General features: G+C 70.9%; 16 protein-coding genes and 1 pseudogene. 7 read left to right on the top strand and 10 right to left on the bottom strand.

What is annotated here, in order from left to right; genetic code table 11:
• Window positions 1-50 precede the first annotated feature (50 nt).
• Window positions 51-350: a hypothetical protein gene (locus tag ACQEUU_RS35085; protein WP_433074349.1), complete on the top strand. Its 300-nt coding sequence runs from the start codon at window positions 51-53 to the stop codon at window positions 348-350.
• Window positions 351-477: 127 nt separating this feature from the next.
• A complete protein-coding gene (locus ACQEUU_RS35080; RefSeq protein WP_433074346.1) occupies window positions 478-1,794 on the top strand; it encodes a DUF2716 domain-containing protein in 1,317 nt (438 codons plus the stop codon).
• 102 nt (window positions 1,795-1,896) lie between these two features.
• On the opposite strand, the pseudogene ACQEUU_RS35075 reads toward ACQEUU_RS35080, so the two are convergent.
• The 7 genes and pseudogenes from ACQEUU_RS35075 to ACQEUU_RS35045 form a co-directional block, all read right to left on the bottom strand.
• A pseudogene (locus tag ACQEUU_RS35075) lies at window positions 1,897-2,549 on the bottom strand (response regulator).
• Window positions 2,546-3,826 carry a sensor histidine kinase gene (locus ACQEUU_RS35070; RefSeq protein WP_433074343.1) on the bottom strand — a complete coding sequence of 427 codons (1,281 nt, stop codon included), beginning with the start codon at window positions 3,824-3,826 and terminating at the stop codon, window positions 2,546-2,548. Before ACQEUU_RS35070 ends, ACQEUU_RS35075 begins: the two are co-directional and overlap by 4 nt.
• A 68-nt stretch (window positions 3,827-3,894) precedes the next feature.
• Complete coding sequence (locus ACQEUU_RS35065) at window positions 3,895-4,665, bottom strand: ABC transporter permease (protein ID WP_433074340.1); 771 nt, start codon at window positions 4,663-4,665, stop codon at window positions 3,895-3,897.
• A 28-nt stretch (window positions 4,666-4,693) separates the two neighbouring features.
• The gene (locus ACQEUU_RS35060) at window positions 4,694-5,614 is read right to left on the bottom strand and encodes an ABC transporter ATP-binding protein (RefSeq protein WP_433074337.1); all 921 of its coding nucleotides are present in this window, start codon (window positions 5,612-5,614) and stop codon (window positions 4,694-4,696) included.
• Between the two features lie 120 nt (window positions 5,615-5,734).
• On the bottom strand, window positions 5,735-6,088 hold the full coding sequence (locus tag ACQEUU_RS35055; RefSeq protein WP_433074334.1) for an MmcQ/YjbR family DNA-binding protein: 354 nt from the start codon (window positions 6,086-6,088) through the stop codon (window positions 5,735-5,737).
• Window positions 6,089-6,101: 13 nt separating this feature from the next.
• The gene (locus ACQEUU_RS35050) at window positions 6,102-7,406 is read right to left on the bottom strand and encodes a M50 family metallopeptidase (protein WP_433074331.1); all 1,305 of its coding nucleotides are present in this window, start codon (window positions 7,404-7,406) and stop codon (window positions 6,102-6,104) included.
• A gap of 105 nt (window positions 7,407-7,511) precedes the next feature.
• Complete coding sequence (locus tag ACQEUU_RS35045) at window positions 7,512-8,627, bottom strand: PP2C family protein-serine/threonine phosphatase (RefSeq protein ID WP_433074327.1); 1,116 nt, start codon at window positions 8,625-8,627, stop codon at window positions 7,512-7,514.
• Window positions 8,628-8,745: 118 nt separating this feature from the next.
• Here ACQEUU_RS35045 and ACQEUU_RS35040 point away from each other — a divergent pair, with 118 nt between their 5' ends.
• Window positions 8,746-9,975, top strand: coding sequence for a GNAT family N-acetyltransferase (locus ACQEUU_RS35040; RefSeq protein ID WP_433074324.1), 1,230 nt, complete (start codon window positions 8,746-8,748; stop codon window positions 9,973-9,975).
• 15 nt (window positions 9,976-9,990) lie between these two features.
• On the top strand, window positions 9,991-10,137 hold the full coding sequence (locus ACQEUU_RS35035) for a hypothetical protein (RefSeq protein WP_270156586.1): 147 nt from the start codon (window positions 9,991-9,993) through the stop codon (window positions 10,135-10,137).
• A 6-nt stretch (window positions 10,138-10,143) separates the two neighbouring features.
• Here ACQEUU_RS35035 and ACQEUU_RS35030 read toward each other — a convergent pair whose 3' ends face one another.
• The gene (locus ACQEUU_RS35030; RefSeq protein ID WP_433074320.1) at window positions 10,144-10,614 is read right to left on the bottom strand and encodes a ribose-5-phosphate isomerase; all 471 of its coding nucleotides are present in this window, start codon (window positions 10,612-10,614) and stop codon (window positions 10,144-10,146) included.
• Window positions 10,615-10,718: 104 nt separating this feature from the next.
• Between ACQEUU_RS35030 and def the strand changes: the two genes are divergently transcribed.
• Both def and ACQEUU_RS35020 read left to right on the top strand, forming a co-directional pair.
• Complete coding sequence (def, locus tag ACQEUU_RS35025; RefSeq protein WP_433074317.1) at window positions 10,719-11,204, top strand: peptide deformylase; 486 nt, start codon at window positions 10,719-10,721, stop codon at window positions 11,202-11,204.
• Between the two features lie 10 nt (window positions 11,205-11,214).
• Window positions 11,215-11,943 (top strand): SDR family oxidoreductase, encoded by a 729-nt coding sequence (locus tag ACQEUU_RS35020; protein ID WP_433074314.1) that lies wholly within the window; start codon window positions 11,215-11,217, stop codon window positions 11,941-11,943.
• 3 nt (window positions 11,944-11,946) lie between these two features.
• Here the strand turns inward: ACQEUU_RS35020 and ACQEUU_RS35015 are convergent, their stop codons facing one another.
• Both ACQEUU_RS35015 and ACQEUU_RS35010 read right to left on the bottom strand, forming a co-directional pair.
• Window positions 11,947-13,350 carry an aldehyde dehydrogenase family protein gene (locus tag ACQEUU_RS35015; RefSeq protein ID WP_433074311.1) on the bottom strand — a complete coding sequence of 468 codons (1,404 nt, stop codon included), beginning with the start codon at window positions 13,348-13,350 and terminating at the stop codon, window positions 11,947-11,949.
• Between the two features lie 86 nt (window positions 13,351-13,436).
• The gene (locus ACQEUU_RS35010; RefSeq protein WP_433074309.1) at window positions 13,437-14,057 is read right to left on the bottom strand and encodes a mycothiol-dependent nitroreductase Rv2466c family protein; all 621 of its coding nucleotides are present in this window, start codon (window positions 14,055-14,057) and stop codon (window positions 13,437-13,439) included.
• 80 nt (window positions 14,058-14,137) lie between these two features.
• On the opposite strand from ACQEUU_RS35010, the gene pepN reads away from it, so the two are divergent.
• On the top strand, window positions 14,138-16,666 hold the full coding sequence (gene pepN / locus ACQEUU_RS35005; protein WP_433074306.1) for an aminopeptidase N: 2,529 nt from the start codon (window positions 14,138-14,140) through the stop codon (window positions 16,664-16,666).
• Window positions 16,667-16,750: the final 84 nt, after the last annotated feature.

The following is a 16,750-nucleotide window of genomic DNA, read 5'->3' as shown; positions in this document are numbered from 1 at the left end:
GCCTTGACTCCTGCAGGATTCAAACCCGATCACTCGAGGAGGTAACCCTCATGCGTGAAGAGATCATCAAGACAGGCGACCTCGATGGCGCCCTGTCGATGCTGGCTGACGAAGCTCCTCACGCCGAGTTCTTGGAGGCGATGACGCAGGTCCTAGGCGATGACTATGAGGTTCAGCTGGATGAGAAGGCCGCCTTGGCCTATATCGCAGGCCCTGCCTGGTGGGAGTCCTACACCCAGCCAGATGAGGGAGAGTGTGACACCTACACAGTCGAGCGCATGCTTCCCAAGCGATCTGCTGGCCACAAAACTCATCGCCGACGCGATCAGTCACGCGTCCATGCGGCTTGATCTGCACGGCGCTCTGCTTCAAGAGGTAGCCCGAGTCCAGACGGCCGCCGCACGAGAAGGGTCATAGGGCCATCATCAGTTGAGGCGTGCCGGCTGCGGCATATGGGCTGATCAGGACTGAGTAGGGGTGGATGACGTGGCCGAAGTGCCTGAGATGCTGCTGTCTGTCTTTGAAAGCCAGTTACGAGGCCTAGTTCCGCAGGACGTGCCATGGGGAGCCGTCGTCGAGCGGGACGGGTCGCTGGTTCGCACTCACTATGGCACCCACGGAACCGTCGACCACACCGATCCGGCCGGCGACGACCTGGCGGAGGTGATCCGTCGGCAGCAGGACCTCTTCGCGGCGCGCCACGAGCCGATCGAGTGGAAGGTTTACGCTCACGATTCCCCGCTGCTCGGCGAGTCGCTGCGGGCCGCGGGTTTCATCCCGGGGCCGGAGCGCTCCCTTCTCGTGGCTGACATCGCGGACGTCCCGTCGCCCGAAGTCCTCCGGCCGGGCATGCGGGTACGGCACCGTCTCTCCGGAGAACGTGAGCGACTGCTCAGTAGGGCCGCGGACGCACCTGAACAACGACGGCCGCTCTCCGAGATGGAGGCCGACGGAATGGCCCGCGGGACGGGATCGGAGATGGAGATCCTGGTGCTGGAGCACGACGGGCGGATCCTGGACGCGCTCTGGATCGAACGCGTGGGCGGCACCGACTTCGCAGCCATCGGAGGCATCACCGGCCCCCGCCGTGAACTGCTCCAAGCCGCGGCCGCCTGGGCCGAATGGCGTGGTCTACGCGTGTTCCGGCCCCGTACGCCGCGATATCTCGTAGCCGAAGCGCCCGACTCGCTGGTGCCCGCTTATGTCGCCACGGGCTTCCATGAGATCGCCCAGGTGAGCACCTACCGCTGGGCGCCCGCAGGCGAGCCGGCCACTGACCGTGCCACGAAGCAACTCCTGTCCGACCCCGAGCACGACGAGATCTGGAAGCGGTTCGAGACCCGGTTCGAGGTGACCTATGAGACCGCCGATCGCGGCATCATCGAACCTCCAGACTCCGCCACCTGGCATCTCGCCACCGTTGAGCGCTCGAACGATCCCTTGCTGACCCAGGTGGAGGAGGTCATCAAGCGTGGCATACGCGCCAGCGCTCAACCTGGGGATCGGCTCTACCGTCTCAAGTGGCACATCAGCGGGTCCCGCACAGATCCGCTCCGTGCCGGTGGGCTAGGTGAGCCGCGCTGGGCAAGTTACGCCTACCTCGTCGATGAACACGTCATTCAGGTCACCGAGGACCTCAGGATGGGCACATTCGGCAACTGGCGCGAAGCCTCCCTGTGCGTGTTCGGCGAGGAACTCCTGGCGCACGTGGACGAAGAACTGACCGCGCTGCTCGGCACTGTCCTGCGACGCGGCGGGCGCCCGATCGGCAACGTCTGGAGCTTCGGTCCCTGACGACATGCCGCCCGGGCGGATTCAACCCGACATGAGCTGATCGGGACAGTTGCCATTCACACACTCTGAAAAGACTCTCCGCCACTAGAACGGGACGCCCGTTCAGGACTGGCCGGGGGTTCGGGGGACGAGCAGCCCTCGGTGGAACGCCTCCGTGACGGCCGCGGCGCGGTCCCCCACGCCGAGCTTGGCGTAGATGTTCAGCAGGTGGCTCTTGACCGTGGCCTCGGTGATGAACAGCCGGGCGGCGGCCTCACGGTTGGTGTTGCCGGCCGCCACGAGTTCGAGGACCTCCAGCTCCCGCGGCTGAGCGGCTGCGGCGCGGGTGTCCTGACCCGGTTCAGCAGCCGCGCCGCCACCGAAGGGGACAGCACACTCTCGCCCTTGGCGGCGGCCCGGGCGCCTCGCAGCAGTTCCTCCCGGGGAGAGTCCTTGAGCAGGTAGCCGGTCGCGCCCGCCTCGATCGCCGGAAGGACGTGGCTGTCGGTGTCGTAGGTCGTCAGAACCAGCACGCGCGCGGTGACGCCGAGCCTGGCCAGCTCGGTGATCGCGGTCAGCCCGTCCATGCCCGGCATGCGCAGGTCCATGAGGATCACATCGGGCCGGAGCTCCTGGGCGAGTCGTACGGCTGTGGCGCCGTCCGCGGCCTCGCCCAGGACCTCGAATCCGGGCGCGGAGGCGAACATGCTGCTCAGCCCGTCTCTGACGACGGGATGGTCGTCCGCGATCACCAATCGGATCGGGTGGTCGGTCATGGGTGGCTCCCGGACGGCAGGGTGGGAAGGCAGGCCGAGATCCCGGTGCCGGCGCCGGGATCGGACTCGATCCGCAGAGATCCGGACAGTGCTTCAACCCGCTGACGCATGATGGTCAGGCCTAATCCGCCGCCGCGGGACGCCGCCTGTGACCCGCCGGTCGTGGCCGGGCCGGCGTCGAGACCGGCGGGATCGAAGCCCACGCCGTCGTCACGTACGTCCAACGCGACCTCGTGCTCCAGGTAGGACAGCGTCACTCCCACCCTGGTCGCGTGCGCGTGCCTGGCCACGTTCGCCAGGGCCTCCTGTGCCGTGCGCAGCAGCGTGAACTCGGCCTCCGGGGTCATCGGCCGCACCGTACCGGTCGTCGTGACCTGAACGGCGAGCCCGTGCAGCTTCGACCACCGGTCGGCGACGTCGGCGAGCGCGTCGCTCAGGCGCGCGGTCCGCAGCGGCTCGGGCCTGAGGGCGTCGACCGAGCGCCGCGCCTCGGCCAGGCTCTCCCCCGCCAGGTTCTTGACGGCGTCGAAGGGCCTGCGCCACGGCGCCGGGACCTCGTGCATCTGCTCGGCCGCCTGGAGCTGCGCGATGATGCCGGTGAGCCCCTGCGCCAGGGTGTCGTGGATCTCGCGGGCCATCCGCTGGCGCTCGTCGAGCACGCCCGCCTCCCTGGCCTGGGCGAGCAGCTGGGCATGCAGGCCGGCGTTCTCGGCGAGCGACGCCTCCAGCAGCCGGTTCGTCAGACTGAGCTCTTCCACGGTCTGCTCGCGCCGCTCCTCCTCCTTCTCGGCGATCCGCAGGACCCAGGCGCACGCGCACATCAGGGCCATGTTGAAGGCGACGATGGTCACGTGCATCGTCAGGCCGAGGACCTCCGTCCTGGGGATGCCGGACGCCTGCGCCAGGCCGGCCGGGACCGCCGCGGCGGCCACGCCCAGCAGCCGCCACGGCCAGCGCAGTACCGCGAAGGAGTAGATGTAGGCGGCAGGGGTGAAGAGCCCGAAAAGAGGGTGACGGGCCACCAGGACCGTGGTGATCACAAGTAGTCCGGCGACGAACACCCCCATGATCCCCGGCCGGTCCCACCAGCCGGGACGCAGGGTGAACATGCCGAGCATCCACGCGGCCGCCAGGGCGCACAGGCCGAGGTCGACGAGCAAGGCGCCGCCCGCCCAGTCCTCCACGATCAGCAGGATCACCACGAGGAGCCCCAGCAGCGCGTAGGGCACCACGGTGACCAGAAGGAACGGCGGCTGTGGCGCAGTCTTCCCGCTCAAGGCTTCCTCTCCCCGCGGCATGCTCTTCCCGGCTTCCATTGTCGACCCCCGGCGTCTGTTCCCGGCGTCTACTCCCAGCGGAACCAGCGGATCGCGGCGAACGCGCACACCACCGCGTAGGCCGCCAGGGTCAGCAGCGGCACGGCCGACGGGAAGTGACCCTGGTACGCGTCCTGGAACGCCCCCATGCCCGCGCCGAGCGGGGTGTAGTGGGCGATCTCCCGCAGCAGCGGCGGCATCTGCGAGATCGGCACCCAGAGTCCGGCGAAGAACATCATCGGGAAGAACAGCACCGTGCCGATCGCCGTGGCCGGGCCGCGCCCCGGCGCGAGCGCGGAGACCAGCAGGCCGAGCGCGAGCAGCGCGGCCGCCGCGAGCAGCCAGGCGAGGGCGAAGCCGGGAAGGTGCTCCGGCAGATCGACGCCGAAGCCTGCCCAGGCCACCGCGAGGAACAGGACCGTCGCGACGACCGCGATGGCGAAGTTGGCCACGAGCTGGCCGGCGAGCACGCGGGCCGGCCCGACCGGCGTGGTCCGCATCCGCCGCAGCACGCCTGACTCGCGGTATCCAGCGAGCGCGACCGGCAGGGAGGCCGTGGCCAGGATGGCCAGATTGAACAGGACCAGAACAGGGACGTAGAGGTCGAAGTACGTCAGGCCGCCGCCGCCCTCCACCTGCTCCCGCAGATCGGGGATGCTGCCGAGGATGATCAACAGGAGCAGCGGGAAGCCGATCCCCCACAGGGGGCCGACCTTGTCCCGGACGCACAACGTGCTCTCGGTCTTGATGAGCCGCCACGTCGCGGAACCGGGGGATGCGGCGGTGCGCAGGGCTGTCATGGGTACGAGGTCCTCTCTCTGGGATCCGTTACCGGGGGCCGGCTTCGAGGCGCTTGCCGGTCAGCTGGACGAACGCGTCCTCCAGGCTCGCCTGCTCGACGCGCAACTGTTCGGCGACGATCCCGTTGCGGGCCAGCACGGTGGTGACGGCGTTGAGCGCGTTGTCGTTGCCGTCGACGATGACCAGCTCGCCCCGGCGGGTGACGCCGGAGACGTCCGGCAGGCTCGTCAGCAAGCGGTCGTCCAGCGGCCCGGACGGGCGGAACCGGATCCGCTGCCCGGCGCGCACCCGCTCGGTCAGCCCGGCCGGGCTGTCCACCATGACGACGCGGCCGGCGTCGATCAGCGCGAGCCGGTCGCACAGCCGCTCGGCCTCCTCCATGAAGTGGGTGACCAGCACGATCGTCACCCCGCGAGAGCGCACGCCCTCGATCAGGTCCCAGGTGTCGCGCCGGGCCTGTGGGTCGAGACCCGTGGTGAGCTCGTCGAGGATCGCCACCCGGGGGCTGCCGACGAGCGCCAGCGCGATCGACAGTCGTTGCTTCTGACCGCCGGACAGCTTGGCGTACCTGGTCTTCGCCTTGTCCGCCAGGCCGAGGCCGTCCAGCAGCGCGCGCCAGTCGGCGGGCTCGGGGTAGAAGGAACTGTAGAGCTCCAGGGCCTCGGCGACCTGGAGCCGCTCGGGGAGGTGGCCGGCCTGCAGCTGGACGCCGAGCCGCCGGGTCAGCTCGGCGCGGTCTCGGAGGGGATCGAGCCCGAGCATCCTGATCTCGCCGCGATCCGGCCTGCGGAGGCCCTCGACGCACTCCACGGTCGTCGTCTTGCCCGCGCCGTTCGGGCCGAGTATCCCGAAGATCTCACCCTCCTGGACGGTGAGCGAGACATCGTCGACCGCGATCTTGTCGTCATAGCGTTTGTGGAGGTTGTGTACTTCGATCACTGGTGGCATGTGCGCGTCCTCTCGGGCTCGGCCCGTCGGCGATTACGCGTTCAGCCTGCTACGACAGCACTTCTTCCACCATCGACCAAGGGACGGGACCGGACTCAGCCGTTCGGTGGACAGCCACCGTCAGGGCAGGCGGGCGACCAGCGACGCGGGGGCGACCCGGCGGTAGGCGTCGGTGACGAGCTCGGCGATCTCGTCCCAGTCGACGCCTTCGACGTCCAGGTAGACGCCGAGCCAGCCGCGGTGTCCGACGTACGGGGGCCGGAAGAAGCGGACCGGGTCGTGGGCCACGAGCTCCTCCTGGGCGCCGGGCGGGGCGGCGCACCAGAAGGCCAGCCGGTCGTCGTGGTGGTGGTCGGCGTACGTGACGAAGGTCTTCTTGCCCCGGACGAACCAGGTGGGCTCGCCGTGGCTGAGGCGCTCGGTCACTTCGGGCAGGGCCAGGCAGGCTGCCCGGAGCCGCTCCAGTGGGTCCATGGGAACTCCCCGGTCAGCCCGTGAGCCGCAGAGGGTTGATCAGGTCGGCGTAGACCAGCAGACCGGCCATGACGATCAGGACGATGGCCAGGGCGTAGGTCAGCGGCAGCACCTTGGCGATGTCGACGTAGGACGGCTCGGGGCGGCGCATGATCCGCGCCCAGGCGCGCTTGAGGCCCTCCCAGAGCCCGCCCGCGATGTGGCCGCCGTCGAGCGGCAGCAGCGGGATCAGGTTGAACATGCCGATCGCCAGGTTGAACCCGGCCAGCAGGTTGACGAAGACGAACAGCTTCTGCACGCCGGTCAGGTCGGAGGCGAGGATCTCGCCGCCCATGCGGCCCGCGCCCACGACGCCCACCGGCCCCTCGGGGTCGCGCTCGGCCCCGGAGAAGGCGGCGTCCCAGACGCCGACCATCTTCTCCGGCAGGTTGACCAGGGAGACGGCGACGCGGCCGGTCAGCTCGGCCATGTAGGGGAAGACCTCGCCGAAGCTCTGCTGCTGCATGACATTGGTCGGCAGCACGCCGAGGAAGCCGACGTTCTTCTCGATCACGCCGGGCTGGCCGGGCTTGGGCCGGTCCTGGGCGATGAGCGTGGTCTGCAGCGTCATGGCGGTGCCGTCGCGGATGATGCCCAGCTCGGCGGGGCCGGCGCCGTGGGAGCGGATGATCCGGGTGGCGTCGTCCCACGTCTCGATCTTCTGCCCGTCGAGCGAGACGATCTTGTCCCCGGCCTTGAGCCCGGCCTGGGAGGCGGGCGTCGGCCGGTCGCCGGGGCGGCACTCGGTGCGCTGCTCGCTGATCGGGATCACGCAGGTGTTGGTGTCGGGCGAGACGACGGGCGCGTAGGTGGGCACGCCGATCCCGACCAGCAGGAGCGTGTAAAGGAAGAAGGCCAGCACGAAGTTCATCGCTGGACCGCCGGACATGACGATGACCTTCTGCCACCACTTCTTGCGGTAGAAGACGCGGTCCTCGTCGCCGGGCCTGACCTCTTCCAGGGCCGCTTCCCTGGCGGTCTCGATGAGGCTCTGGAACGGCCCGGTGGAGCCCCCGCGGACCTTGCCGGGGTCGTCGCCGGGCTTGGGCGGCAGCATGCCGATCATGCGGATGTAGCCGCCGAGTGGCAGCCACTTGATGCCGTACTCGGTCTCGCCCGTGCGCCGGGACCACAGGGTGGGCCCGAACCCGACCATGTACTGGGTCACCCTGACGCCGAAGAGCTTGGCGGGCAGGAGGTGGCCGATCTCGTGCAACCCGATGGACACCATCAGTCCGACGAAGAAGATGGCGATCCCCAGGAGGAAGAGCCAGTCCATATACGCGCGCTCCAGGCCGTGAGGTCTCGACGATCCAAGACTAGTCGACCTCGCCGCCCGCGGACGCTTACCCGCCCTTGACGGTATGCGGGGCAAGCCGTTGACCTACGGGCGCCAGATGAGCACCAGCGCGCAGTCGTCGTTGTGGCCCGAGGCCATGGCGTTGACCAGCGCCCGCGCCCCGTCCCGGAACCCGGAGGGCAGCAGCCGCTCCGCCTCGCCGAGCAGCCGGTCGAGCCCGGCGTCGATGTCGCGGCCGGGCTGCTCGATCAGCCCGTCGGTGTAGAGCAGCAGCGCGTCGCCCTTGTGGAGGATGCCCGTCTCGGGCTCGCAGTGGAGGTCGGGCACGACGCCGAGGACCACGCCCTTCGCGGAGGCGACCTTCCAGTTGCCGGTGCCGGCGTCGAACTTCACCACCGGCGGGTGGCCGGCGGAGGTGATGGTGTAGGCGCCGGTGGCCAGGTCGAGCCGGACGTGCACGGCGGTGACGAACCCCTCGTCGCCGCGCTGGCGGTGCAGGTAGGCGTTGCAGGCGGGCAGGAAGTCGTCGACGGAGCCGAGCAGCCCGCCGAACGTGCCCGACAGCAGCAGCGCTCTGGTGCCGGCGTCGACGCCCTTGCCCGAGACGTCGACCAGCGCGATGTCGACCTGGTCGCCTTCGCGCATGGACACCAGGAAGTCGCCGCCGAAGGAGGAGCCGCCGGCCTGCTTGAGCACGACCTTGCCGCCCCAGTCCTTGGGCAGCGGGGGCAGCTCGCCCTGGCTTCTCAGCCGGTCGCGCAGCTCCAGCAGCATGGCGTCACCGCGCAGGCCCTGGACGCCGAGCTTGCCTCGGGTGCGGGCCATGAGCAGCGCCAGCACGGCGGTGAACCCGATGGTCACGGCGAGGCCGACGCCGACGCTGCCCGGTCCGAGCGTGATGGCGAGGTAGCCGAGCGAGACCGACACCGCCACCAGCAGCACGACCAGGCTGCGCAGCCGGAGCTGGAGGCCGCCGGCCAGGGTGACCAGGATGAGCAGGGAGGGCGAGAACCACTCGGTGGACACCTGGGCGGCGAGCAGCCCGACGACGACCGTCACCAGGGTCAGGGTGATCAGGAGGTTGCGGTCCCTGGCCAGCGGCCCCCGCCGGACGAACCGGACGAGCCGCACCAGAAGCGGCACCCGCACGAGGACCGCACGGAGCCGTGGCGGGATCAGCGGCGCCGGTCGGGTACTCATGATGCGCTCGACTGTATCGGTCCGGCCCCCGTTTGGGCAGCCGACTTGACCAAGACCTTGATCATCATCCCTGGTTAAATCGGTGGTCGCCTCGTGGGTCCGCTCGTACCGTGGACGGATGACGTATCCCATCCGTCCGATTGACGAGAACGAGTGGCCGGCGTTCAGCGGCGTGCTCGCCGAGGGTTTCAACTGGACGCCGCACCCGCGCCAGGCGGCGCGGTGGAAGGCGCAGACGGAGTTCGACCGCACGCTCGCCGCCTTCGACGGTGACACCTTGGTGGCCTCGACGGCGGTGTACAGCTTCACCATGACCGTCCCCGGCGCGCGGCTTCCCGTCGCGGGCGTGACCGCCGTGGCCGTGCTTCCCTCGCACCGCCGCCGCGGCATCCTGTCGGCGCTGATGCGCAGGCAGCTCGCCGACGTGCGTGAGCGCGGCGAGGCGGTGGCGGCCCTGTACGCGTCGGAGGCGCCGATCTACGGCCGGTACGGGTACGGCCGCGCCGCGGGGCTGATGTCGTTCAAGATCCCCCGGCACGGCGGGGCGTTCGTCCGCGAGGCCCCGGCCGACCCGTCGCTGCGGCTGCGCGTGGTCAGGCCCGCCGAGGCGCGGGCGGAGTACGAGCGCCTGTTCGCCTCCGTCGCGGACTCGCGGCCCGGCCTGTACGACCGCTCGCCGGCGTTCTGGGACTCGGTCCTGGGCGACGAGGAGTTCGACCAGAGCGGCCTCGGGCCGCTGCGGTCGCTGCTGGCCGAGGACGGCGACGGGGTGCGCGGTTACGCGCTGTTCCGGGTCAAGAGCGGCTGGGACGACAGCGGGATGCCCGACTGCGAGCTGCGGCTGCAGGAGCTGTTCGCCGCCGACCCGGCCGCTTACGCGCTGCTGTGGCGCGGGGTTCTCGACCGCGACCTGGTGACGAAGGTGATGGCCTACGGCAGGCCGGTGGACGACCCGCTGTTCGCGCTGATCGCCGATCAGCGCCAGCTCCACGCCACCTGGTCGGACGAGCTGTGGGTACGTCTCGTACAGGTCGACAGGGCGCTGGAGGGGCGGGCCTACGCGGCGCCGGTGGACCTGGTGCTGGAGGTCGCCGACGCGACGTGCCCGTGGAACGCGGGCCGCTGGCGGCTGCGCGCCGACACCGCCGGGGCGGAGTGCAAGCAGGTGGACGAGAGCCCGGACGTCACGCTGGACGTGGCCGCGCTGGGCTCGGCCTACCTGGGCGAGGGGGCGCTGGCCACCATGCACGCGGCCGGGCTGGTGGGCGAGCGCACGCCGGGCGCGGTGCGGGCGCTGGCCACCGCGATGGGCTGGCAGCCGAAGCCGTGGGCGGGCCTCCTCTTCTGACGTACAGTCAAGGGCATGGCCCTGCAGAGCTTGCAGATCACCGCGATCACGGCGATGCGCGCGCGTGAGGTGTCGCGTCCGTCGAAGGAGCAGCAGGAGGCCGCCGACCGGCGGCCCCTGCGGGACGAGATGCCCAGGCGCGAGGGCAGGAAACGGTCCTGAGGCCCCTCAGCCGGGGAGCGAGGGCAGCTGCCCGATGGTCTCGTAGGCCTCGACCTGGGCGATGCGGCGGCTGTGGCGCTCGCTGCCGGAGAACGCGGTGGTGAGGAAGACCTCGACGAACCGCGTCGCGTCCTCCGTGGAGTGCATGCGCGCGCCGATCGAGACGACGTTGGCGTTGTTGTGCTCGCGGGCGAGCGAGGCGGTCTCCTCGCTCCAGGCCAGCGCGGCGCGGATGCCGCGCACCTTGTTGGCGGCCATCTGCTCGCCGTTGCCCGAGCCGCCGATGACCACGCCGAGGCTCCCGGGGTCGCCCGCCACGCCCTCCGCGGCGCGCAGGCAGAAGACGGGATAGTCGTCCTCCGCGTCGTACACGAAGGGACCGCAGTCGCTCACCTCGTGACCCTGGCCCTTCAGCCATGACACCAGGTGGTTCTTCAGCTCATAGCCGGCATGGTCGGCACCGATGTAGACACGCACGTGACCAGTCTTCCACAGCCGGACAGGAGGGGCTCCGGCCGCCGCCGGGCTCGCTAGAGTAAGGGACCCGATCCGCTACTGGTCCTTACTGGGAGGAAGCCGCCATGCGCGACATCCGCGCGCTCGCCGATCCGGTCCTGCGCACGCCCGCCGAGCCCGTCGAGAGCTTCGACCGCGACCTGCGGCGGCTGATCGACGAGATGTTCGAGGCGATGTACGCGGCCGACGGGGTGGGCCTGGCGGGCCCGCAGATCGGCGTGGGGCGCCGGCTGTTCGTCTACGACATCAGCGGGCGCAAAGGTCATGTGATCAACCCGGTGCTGACCGTGGACGACCCGGCGGAGGTCGTCGAGGAGGAGGGCTGCCTGTCGGTGCCCGACCGGCGGACCCGCCGGCCGGTCTACGCGCCGGTGGCCCGCGCCGCCGGCGTGACGGTCGCGGGGGTCGACCGGCTGGAGCGGCCCGTGCGGATCAGCGCGCGCGGCTCACTGGCCCGCTGCTTCCAGCACGAGACCGACCATCTGGACGGCCGGCTGTTCGTCGACCGGCTGCCGAGAAACGAGGCGCGCGAGATCATGCTGCGCACCTAGGCTCGCTCTCATGACGACGTTGTCAGGCAAGGGCGCCCTGGTGACCGGAGGCTCCCGCGGCATCGGCAGAGCCGTGGTCGAGCGGCTGACGGGCGACGGGGCCCAGGTGGTCTTCAGCTACCGGCACGACGCGGAGGCCGCCGAGACGGTCGCCGGGCGGACGGGCGCGGTGGCGGTGCGGGCCGACCAGGGCGACGAGGAGGACCTCCGGCGGCTGTTCGCCGAGGCGGAGCGGCGGCTGCCCGGGATCGACATCCTGGTCAACAACGCCGCCGAGACCGGGCGGGCGCTGATCGCCGACGTGACGCCCGAGCTGTACGAGCGGATCTTCGCGGTGAACGCCAGGGCCGTATTCCTGGCCCTCCAGTGGGCGGGCCGGGTGATGCGCGACGGCGGGCGGATCGTCAACGTCTCCACGATCAACACCGAGCTGCCGGCGCCCGCCATCGCGCTCTACGCGGCCACGAAGGCGGCGGTCGAGCAGTTCGCCAAGGTGGCGGCGCGGGAGCTGGGCGGGCGCGGCATCACGGTCAACAACGTGCTGCCGGGCTCGACCGACACCGAGATGCTGCGCGCCGCCAACCCGCCCGAGGCGCTGGAGACGTTGCGGTCGTTCACGGCGCTGGGGCGGCTGGGCAGGCCGCAGGACGTGGCGGCCGTGGTGGCCTTCCTGGCGGGCCCCGACTCGGGCTGGGTCACCGGCCAGAGCGTCCGGGCCACGGGCGGCCTGCTCCTCTGAGCGTCAGAGCTGCAGCGCCTTGACCTCGAAGAACTCCTCCAGGCCGTGCTCGCCCAGCTCGCGGCCGATGCCGGAGCGCTTGTAGCCGCCGAAGGGCGCCATCGGGTTGAAGGCGCCGCCGTTGACGGCGACCTGCCCGGTGCGCAGCCTGCGCGCCACCGCGACCGCGCGCTCCTCGGTGGCCGCCCACACCGCCCCGGCGAGCCCGTACGGGGTACCGTTGGCGATCTCGACGGCCTCCTCCTCGGAGGTGTAGGGGATGACCGACAGCACCGGGCCGAAGATCTCCTCCTGCTCGATCACCATGCCGGGCTCGACCCCGGCGAAGACGGTCGGCTCGACGTAGAAGCCGCGCGGCAGCGGCCGATCGGTGCCGCCCGCCACCAGCCGGGCGCCCTCCTCCTGGCCGCGGTTGATGTAGCGGATCACCCGGTCGCGCTGCGCCGCCGACACCAGCGGGCCGACCCGGGTGGTCTCGTCGAACGGGTCGCCGACGGTGTACTTGGCGGTCGCCGCGACGGCCAGGCGGACCGCCTCGTCGTACAGGTCCCGGTGGACGATCATGCGGGTCAGCGCCGAGCAGGTCTGCCCGGCGTTGATGAAGCAGTTGGCGACGCCCACCTTGACGGCCGCGCCGAGGTCGGCGTCGGGCAGGATGACGTTCGCGGACTTGCCGCCGAGCTCCAGCGCCACCCGCTTGACGCCGTCGGAGGCCAGCGCGGCCACCCGCCGCCCGGCGACGGTGGAGCCGGTGAAGGAGATCATGTCGACCTCGGGGTGGGCGGCCATGGCCTCGCCGACGACCGGGCCGCGCCCGCTGACCAGGTTGAATACGCCTGAGGGCAGGCCCACCTCGTGGAAGATCTCGGCCAGCGCGTACGCGGCCAGCGGCGCCACCTCGCTGGGCTTGAGCACGACCGTGCAGCCGGCGGCCAGCGCCGGGGCGACCTTGGCCACGATCTGGTGCAGCGGATAGTTCCACGGAGTGATCGCGGCCACCACCCCGACCGGCTCCTTGACCACGAGCGAGTTGCCCACGCGGGTCTCGCGCGGGTGGCTCTCGGCCAGCCGGGCGTAGGAGGCCAGCACCCCGGCGGGCATGAGCGTCTGCACCTTCAGCGCGAACCCGAGCGGCGAGCCCATGTCGGTGGCGATCGTCCTGGCCACCTCGTCGGCCCGCCCCTTCAGCAGCTCCGCCGCCGCGGCCAGCAGCTTGCCCCGCTCGGCGGGCGGCAGGGCCGACCAGCCGGGGAAGGCGCCCCGCGCGGCCGTCACCGCGGCGTCGACGTCGGCCGGGTCGCCCGCGGGCACCCGGTCGATGATCTCCTCGGTGGCCGGGTTGACGACGTCGATGGCCTCTTCGGAGGCTGAGGCGGCCCACGCACCGCCGATGTATAGCTGACGCATGTCCCCATCCTGGCCCGCCCGGCGTCACATTGCGAGATGGCGGGTCGCCTCAGCGTGACCTGATCCCCGCCGCGGGGGGCGTCGGGTCAGTCGAACCGGGGCTCGCGCGTACGGGTGCGCTTGAGCTCGAAGAAGTCGTCGAAGCCGGTGACCAGCAGGACGCCGTCCCACAGCCGGCCCGCGTCCTCGCCGCGCGGCACGGAGGAGATGACGGGGCCGAAGAACGCGTTGTCCCCGACGCGGATGACCGGGGTGCCGACCTCCTGCCCGACCAGGGTGATGCCCGTGTCGTGCGAGCGGCGCACGGCCTCGTCGTACTCGGTGGAGTCCATGGCCTCGACCAGGGCGGGGTCGAGCCCCGCGGCGGCGAGCGCCTCGCCCACCGTTTCGCGCAGGTCGCCGAGACGGTGGAGGGCGCGCTGGTTGTGGAAGCGGGTGCCGAGCTCGGTGTACAGAGGGCCGACGACGTCCGCGCCGTACTTGGCGGCCGCCGCGGCCACCACCCGGACGGGGCCGATGGCGCGGGCGATCATTTCGCGGTAGGCGTCGGGGACTTCTTTGCCCTCGTTGAGCACGTTGAGGCTCATGATGTGCCAGCGCGGCTCGATGGGGCGTACCTTCTCCACTTCGAGAAGCCATCGTGACGTCACCCAGGCGAACGGGCAGAAAGGATCGAACCACAGATCCACAGGAGTCTTCTCGCTCATGTGGGCCATAACCTGGGGAGGTTCGAATCCTATTCCAGGATCCGGCGAACCCCGACGATGTGGTTGAAAAGGAGCCCAACTTGGCAGGCAACCTGACCCGGGAAGAGGCGCGCGAGCGGGCCCGCCTGTTGAAGGTCGATTCTTACGCGGTGGCGCTCGACCTCACGACGGGCGACGAGCGTTTCGAGAGCGTGACCACGGTGCGCTTCACCTGCACGAGGCCGGGCGCCGACACGTTCGTCGACCTGCACGGCGCGACCGTGCACAAGGTGACGCTCAACGGCGAGGACCTCGACGTGTCCGCCTACGACGCCGAACAGGGCCGCTTCCCCCTGCCCGCGCTGGCCGGGTCCAACGAGCTGCTCGTCCACGCCGACTGCGTCTACATGCGCACCGGCGAGGGCCTCCACCGCTTCGTCGACCCGGTCGACCAGAGGGTCTACCTGCACAGCCAGTTCGAGACGGCCGACGCCCACCGGATGTACGCCTGCTTCGACCAGCCGGACCTCAAGGCGGCCTTCGAGCTGACCGTGCTCGCCCCCGCCGACTGGGAGGTGATCTCCAACGCGGCGGCCTCGGCCGTGACCGAGGAGGGCGCGGCCAGGCGCTGGACGTTCCCGCCCACCGCGGTGATCTCCACCTACATCACCGCCCTGGTGGCCGGGCCGTACCACAAGGTGACGTCCGAGCACGACGGCATCCCGCTGGGCCTCTACTGCCGGGCCTCGCTGGCCGAGCACCTCGACGCCGACAACATCCTGGAGGTCACCCGCCAGGGGTTCGACTTCTTCCACCGGGTGTTCGGGGTCCGCTACCCGTTCGGCAAGTACGACCAGTTGTTCGTGCCGGAGTTCAACGCGGGCGCGATGGAGAACGCCGGCTGCGTGACGTTCCTGGAGGACTACGTCTTCCGGTCGCGGGTCACCGACGCGGTGGTCGAGCGGCGGGCCGAGACCATCCTGCACGAGATGGCCCACATGTGGTTCGGCGACCTGGTCACCATGCGCTGGTGGGACGACCTGTGGCTGAACGAGTCGTTCGCCACCTACATGTCCGTGCTCGCCCAGGCCGAGGCCACCCGGTGGGGCAAGGGCGCGTGGACCACGTTCGCGAACGTCGAGAAGGCCTGGGCCTACCGGCAGGACCAGCTCCCGTCCACCCACCCGATCGCCGCCGACATCCCGGACATGCAGGCCGTCGAGGTCAACTTCGACGGCATCACCTACGCCAAGGGCGCCTCGGTGCTCAAGCAGCTCGTGGCCTACGTCGGGCTGGACAACTTCCTGGCCGGCGTGCGCGACTACTTCGACGAGCACGCCTGGGGCAACACCGAGCTGAAGGACCTGCTCACCGCGCTGGAGCGGACCTCCGGCCGTGACCTGTCGGCGTGGTCGAAGGAGTGGCTGGAGACCGCCTGGGTCAACACGCTGCGACCGGCGTTCGAGGTGGCCGACGGCCGGTTCACCCGGTTCGAGGTGCTCCAGGAGGCGCCGGCCGACCACCCCACGCTGCGCTCCCACCGGGTGGCCATCGGCCTCTACTCGATGGCCGACGGCAAGCTGACCCGCACCAAGCGGGTCGAGCTGGACGTGGTGGGCGCCCGCACCGCCGTGGCCGAGCTGGTCGGCGAGGAGCAGCCCGACCTGGTGCTGGTCAACGACGACGATCTCACGTACGCGAAGATCCGGCTCGACGAGCGATCGCTGCGCACGCTCGTCGACGGCGGCATCTCCGCGTTCACCGAGTCGCTGCCGAGGGCGCTGTGCTGGTCGGCGGCCTGGGACATGACCCGTGACGGCGAGATGCCCACCCGCGACTACGTCAAGCTGGTGACCTCCGGCGTGGGCACGGTCGCCGACCTGACCGTCCTGCAGAGCGTGCTGCGCCAGGCGCGGCTGGCCGCCCAGCAGTACGCCGACCCGGCGTGGCGGCCCGAGGGGCTGGCGCTGCTGGCCGGTGAGCTGCGCGCGCTGCTGGCCGGGGCCGAGCCGGGCTCCGACCACCAGCTCGCCTTCCTCCAGGCGTTCGCGCCCGTCGCGACCTCCGCCGAGGACCTGGCCCTGCTGCGGGCCATCCTCGACGGGACCGGCGTGCCCGAAGGGCTGACCGTCGACGCCGACCTGCGCTGGACCCTCACCGCCGCGCTGGTCAGCGGCGGCGAGCTGGGCGAGGACGACATCGCGGCCGAGTTGCGCCGCGACCCGACGGCCACCGGCGAGCGCTCCGCGGCGCTGTGCCGGGCCACCGTCCCGACGCCCGAGGCCAAGGCGGCGGCGTGGGAGCGCATCACGGGCGGCGAGCTGCCCAACCACATCGCGCGCACCACGATCAACGGGTTCCAGGACCCGAACCACCCCGAGCTCCTGGCGCCCTACCGGGAGAAGTACTTCGCCGAGGTGGGGCGGATCTACCGGGAGTGGACCTTCGACCAGGCGTCCACGTTCGCGGTCGGGTGCTTCCCCGCGCTGCTGATCGAGGAGGAGACGGTCCAGGCCGCGCACGCCTACCTGGAGGCGGAGCAGCCGCCGCAGGCGCTGCGCCGGCTCATCCTGGAAGGCGCCGACGGCGTGAGCCGCGCCCTGCGCAACCGCGCCCGCGACACGGCGTAGCCAGGCCACCGCGACGGGTCCCCTCCCGCTCCGGGAGGGGACCGTCCGCCGTCCCGTCCATACCGCTCCTGCCTCGGGAAACGA

This window comes from Nonomuraea sp. CA-218870 (assembly GCF_050936535.1).
Classification (GTDB): Bacteria; Actinomycetota; Actinomycetes; order Streptosporangiales; family Streptosporangiaceae; genus Nonomuraea; species Nonomuraea corallina.
This window is presented reverse-complemented; position numbering and strand designations above follow the sequence as displayed.

Excerpts from the sequence above, each read along its gene's own strand:
- ACQEUU_RS35020 (WP_433074314.1), top strand. The coding sequence starts at position 11,215 with ATGACGACGTTGTCAGGCAAGGGCGCCCTGGTGACCGGAGGCTCCCGC.
- ACQEUU_RS35050 (WP_433074331.1), bottom strand. The coding sequence starts at position 7,406 with ATGGACTGGCTCTTCCTCCTGGGGATCGCCATCTTCTTCGTCGGACTG.
- ACQEUU_RS35010 (WP_433074309.1), bottom strand. The coding sequence starts at position 14,057 with ATGAGCGAGAAGACTCCTGTGGATCTGTGGTTCGATCCTTTCTGCCCG.
- ACQEUU_RS35085 (WP_433074349.1), top strand. The coding sequence starts at position 51 with ATGCGTGAAGAGATCATCAAGACAGGCGACCTCGATGGCGCCCTGTCG.
- ACQEUU_RS35045 (WP_433074327.1), bottom strand. The coding sequence starts at position 8,627 with ATGAGTACCCGACCGGCGCCGCTGATCCCGCCACGGCTCCGTGCGGTC.
- ACQEUU_RS35065 (WP_433074340.1), bottom strand. The coding sequence starts at position 4,665 with ATGACAGCCCTGCGCACCGCCGCATCCCCCGGTTCCGCGACGTGGCGG.
- ACQEUU_RS35060 (WP_433074337.1), bottom strand. The coding sequence starts at position 5,614 with ATGCCACCAGTGATCGAAGTACACAACCTCCACAAACGCTATGACGAC.
- ACQEUU_RS35055 (WP_433074334.1), bottom strand. The coding sequence starts at position 6,088 with ATGGACCCACTGGAGCGGCTCCGGGCAGCCTGCCTGGCCCTGCCCGAA.
- ACQEUU_RS35035 (WP_270156586.1), top strand. The coding sequence starts at position 9,991 with ATGGCCCTGCAGAGCTTGCAGATCACCGCGATCACGGCGATGCGCGCG.
- ACQEUU_RS35015 (WP_433074311.1), bottom strand. The coding sequence starts at position 13,350 with ATGCGTCAGCTATACATCGGCGGTGCGTGGGCCGCCTCAGCCTCCGAA.
- def (WP_433074317.1), top strand. The coding sequence starts at position 10,719 with ATGCGCGACATCCGCGCGCTCGCCGATCCGGTCCTGCGCACGCCCGCC.
- ACQEUU_RS35040 (WP_433074324.1), top strand. The coding sequence starts at position 8,746 with ATGACGTATCCCATCCGTCCGATTGACGAGAACGAGTGGCCGGCGTTC.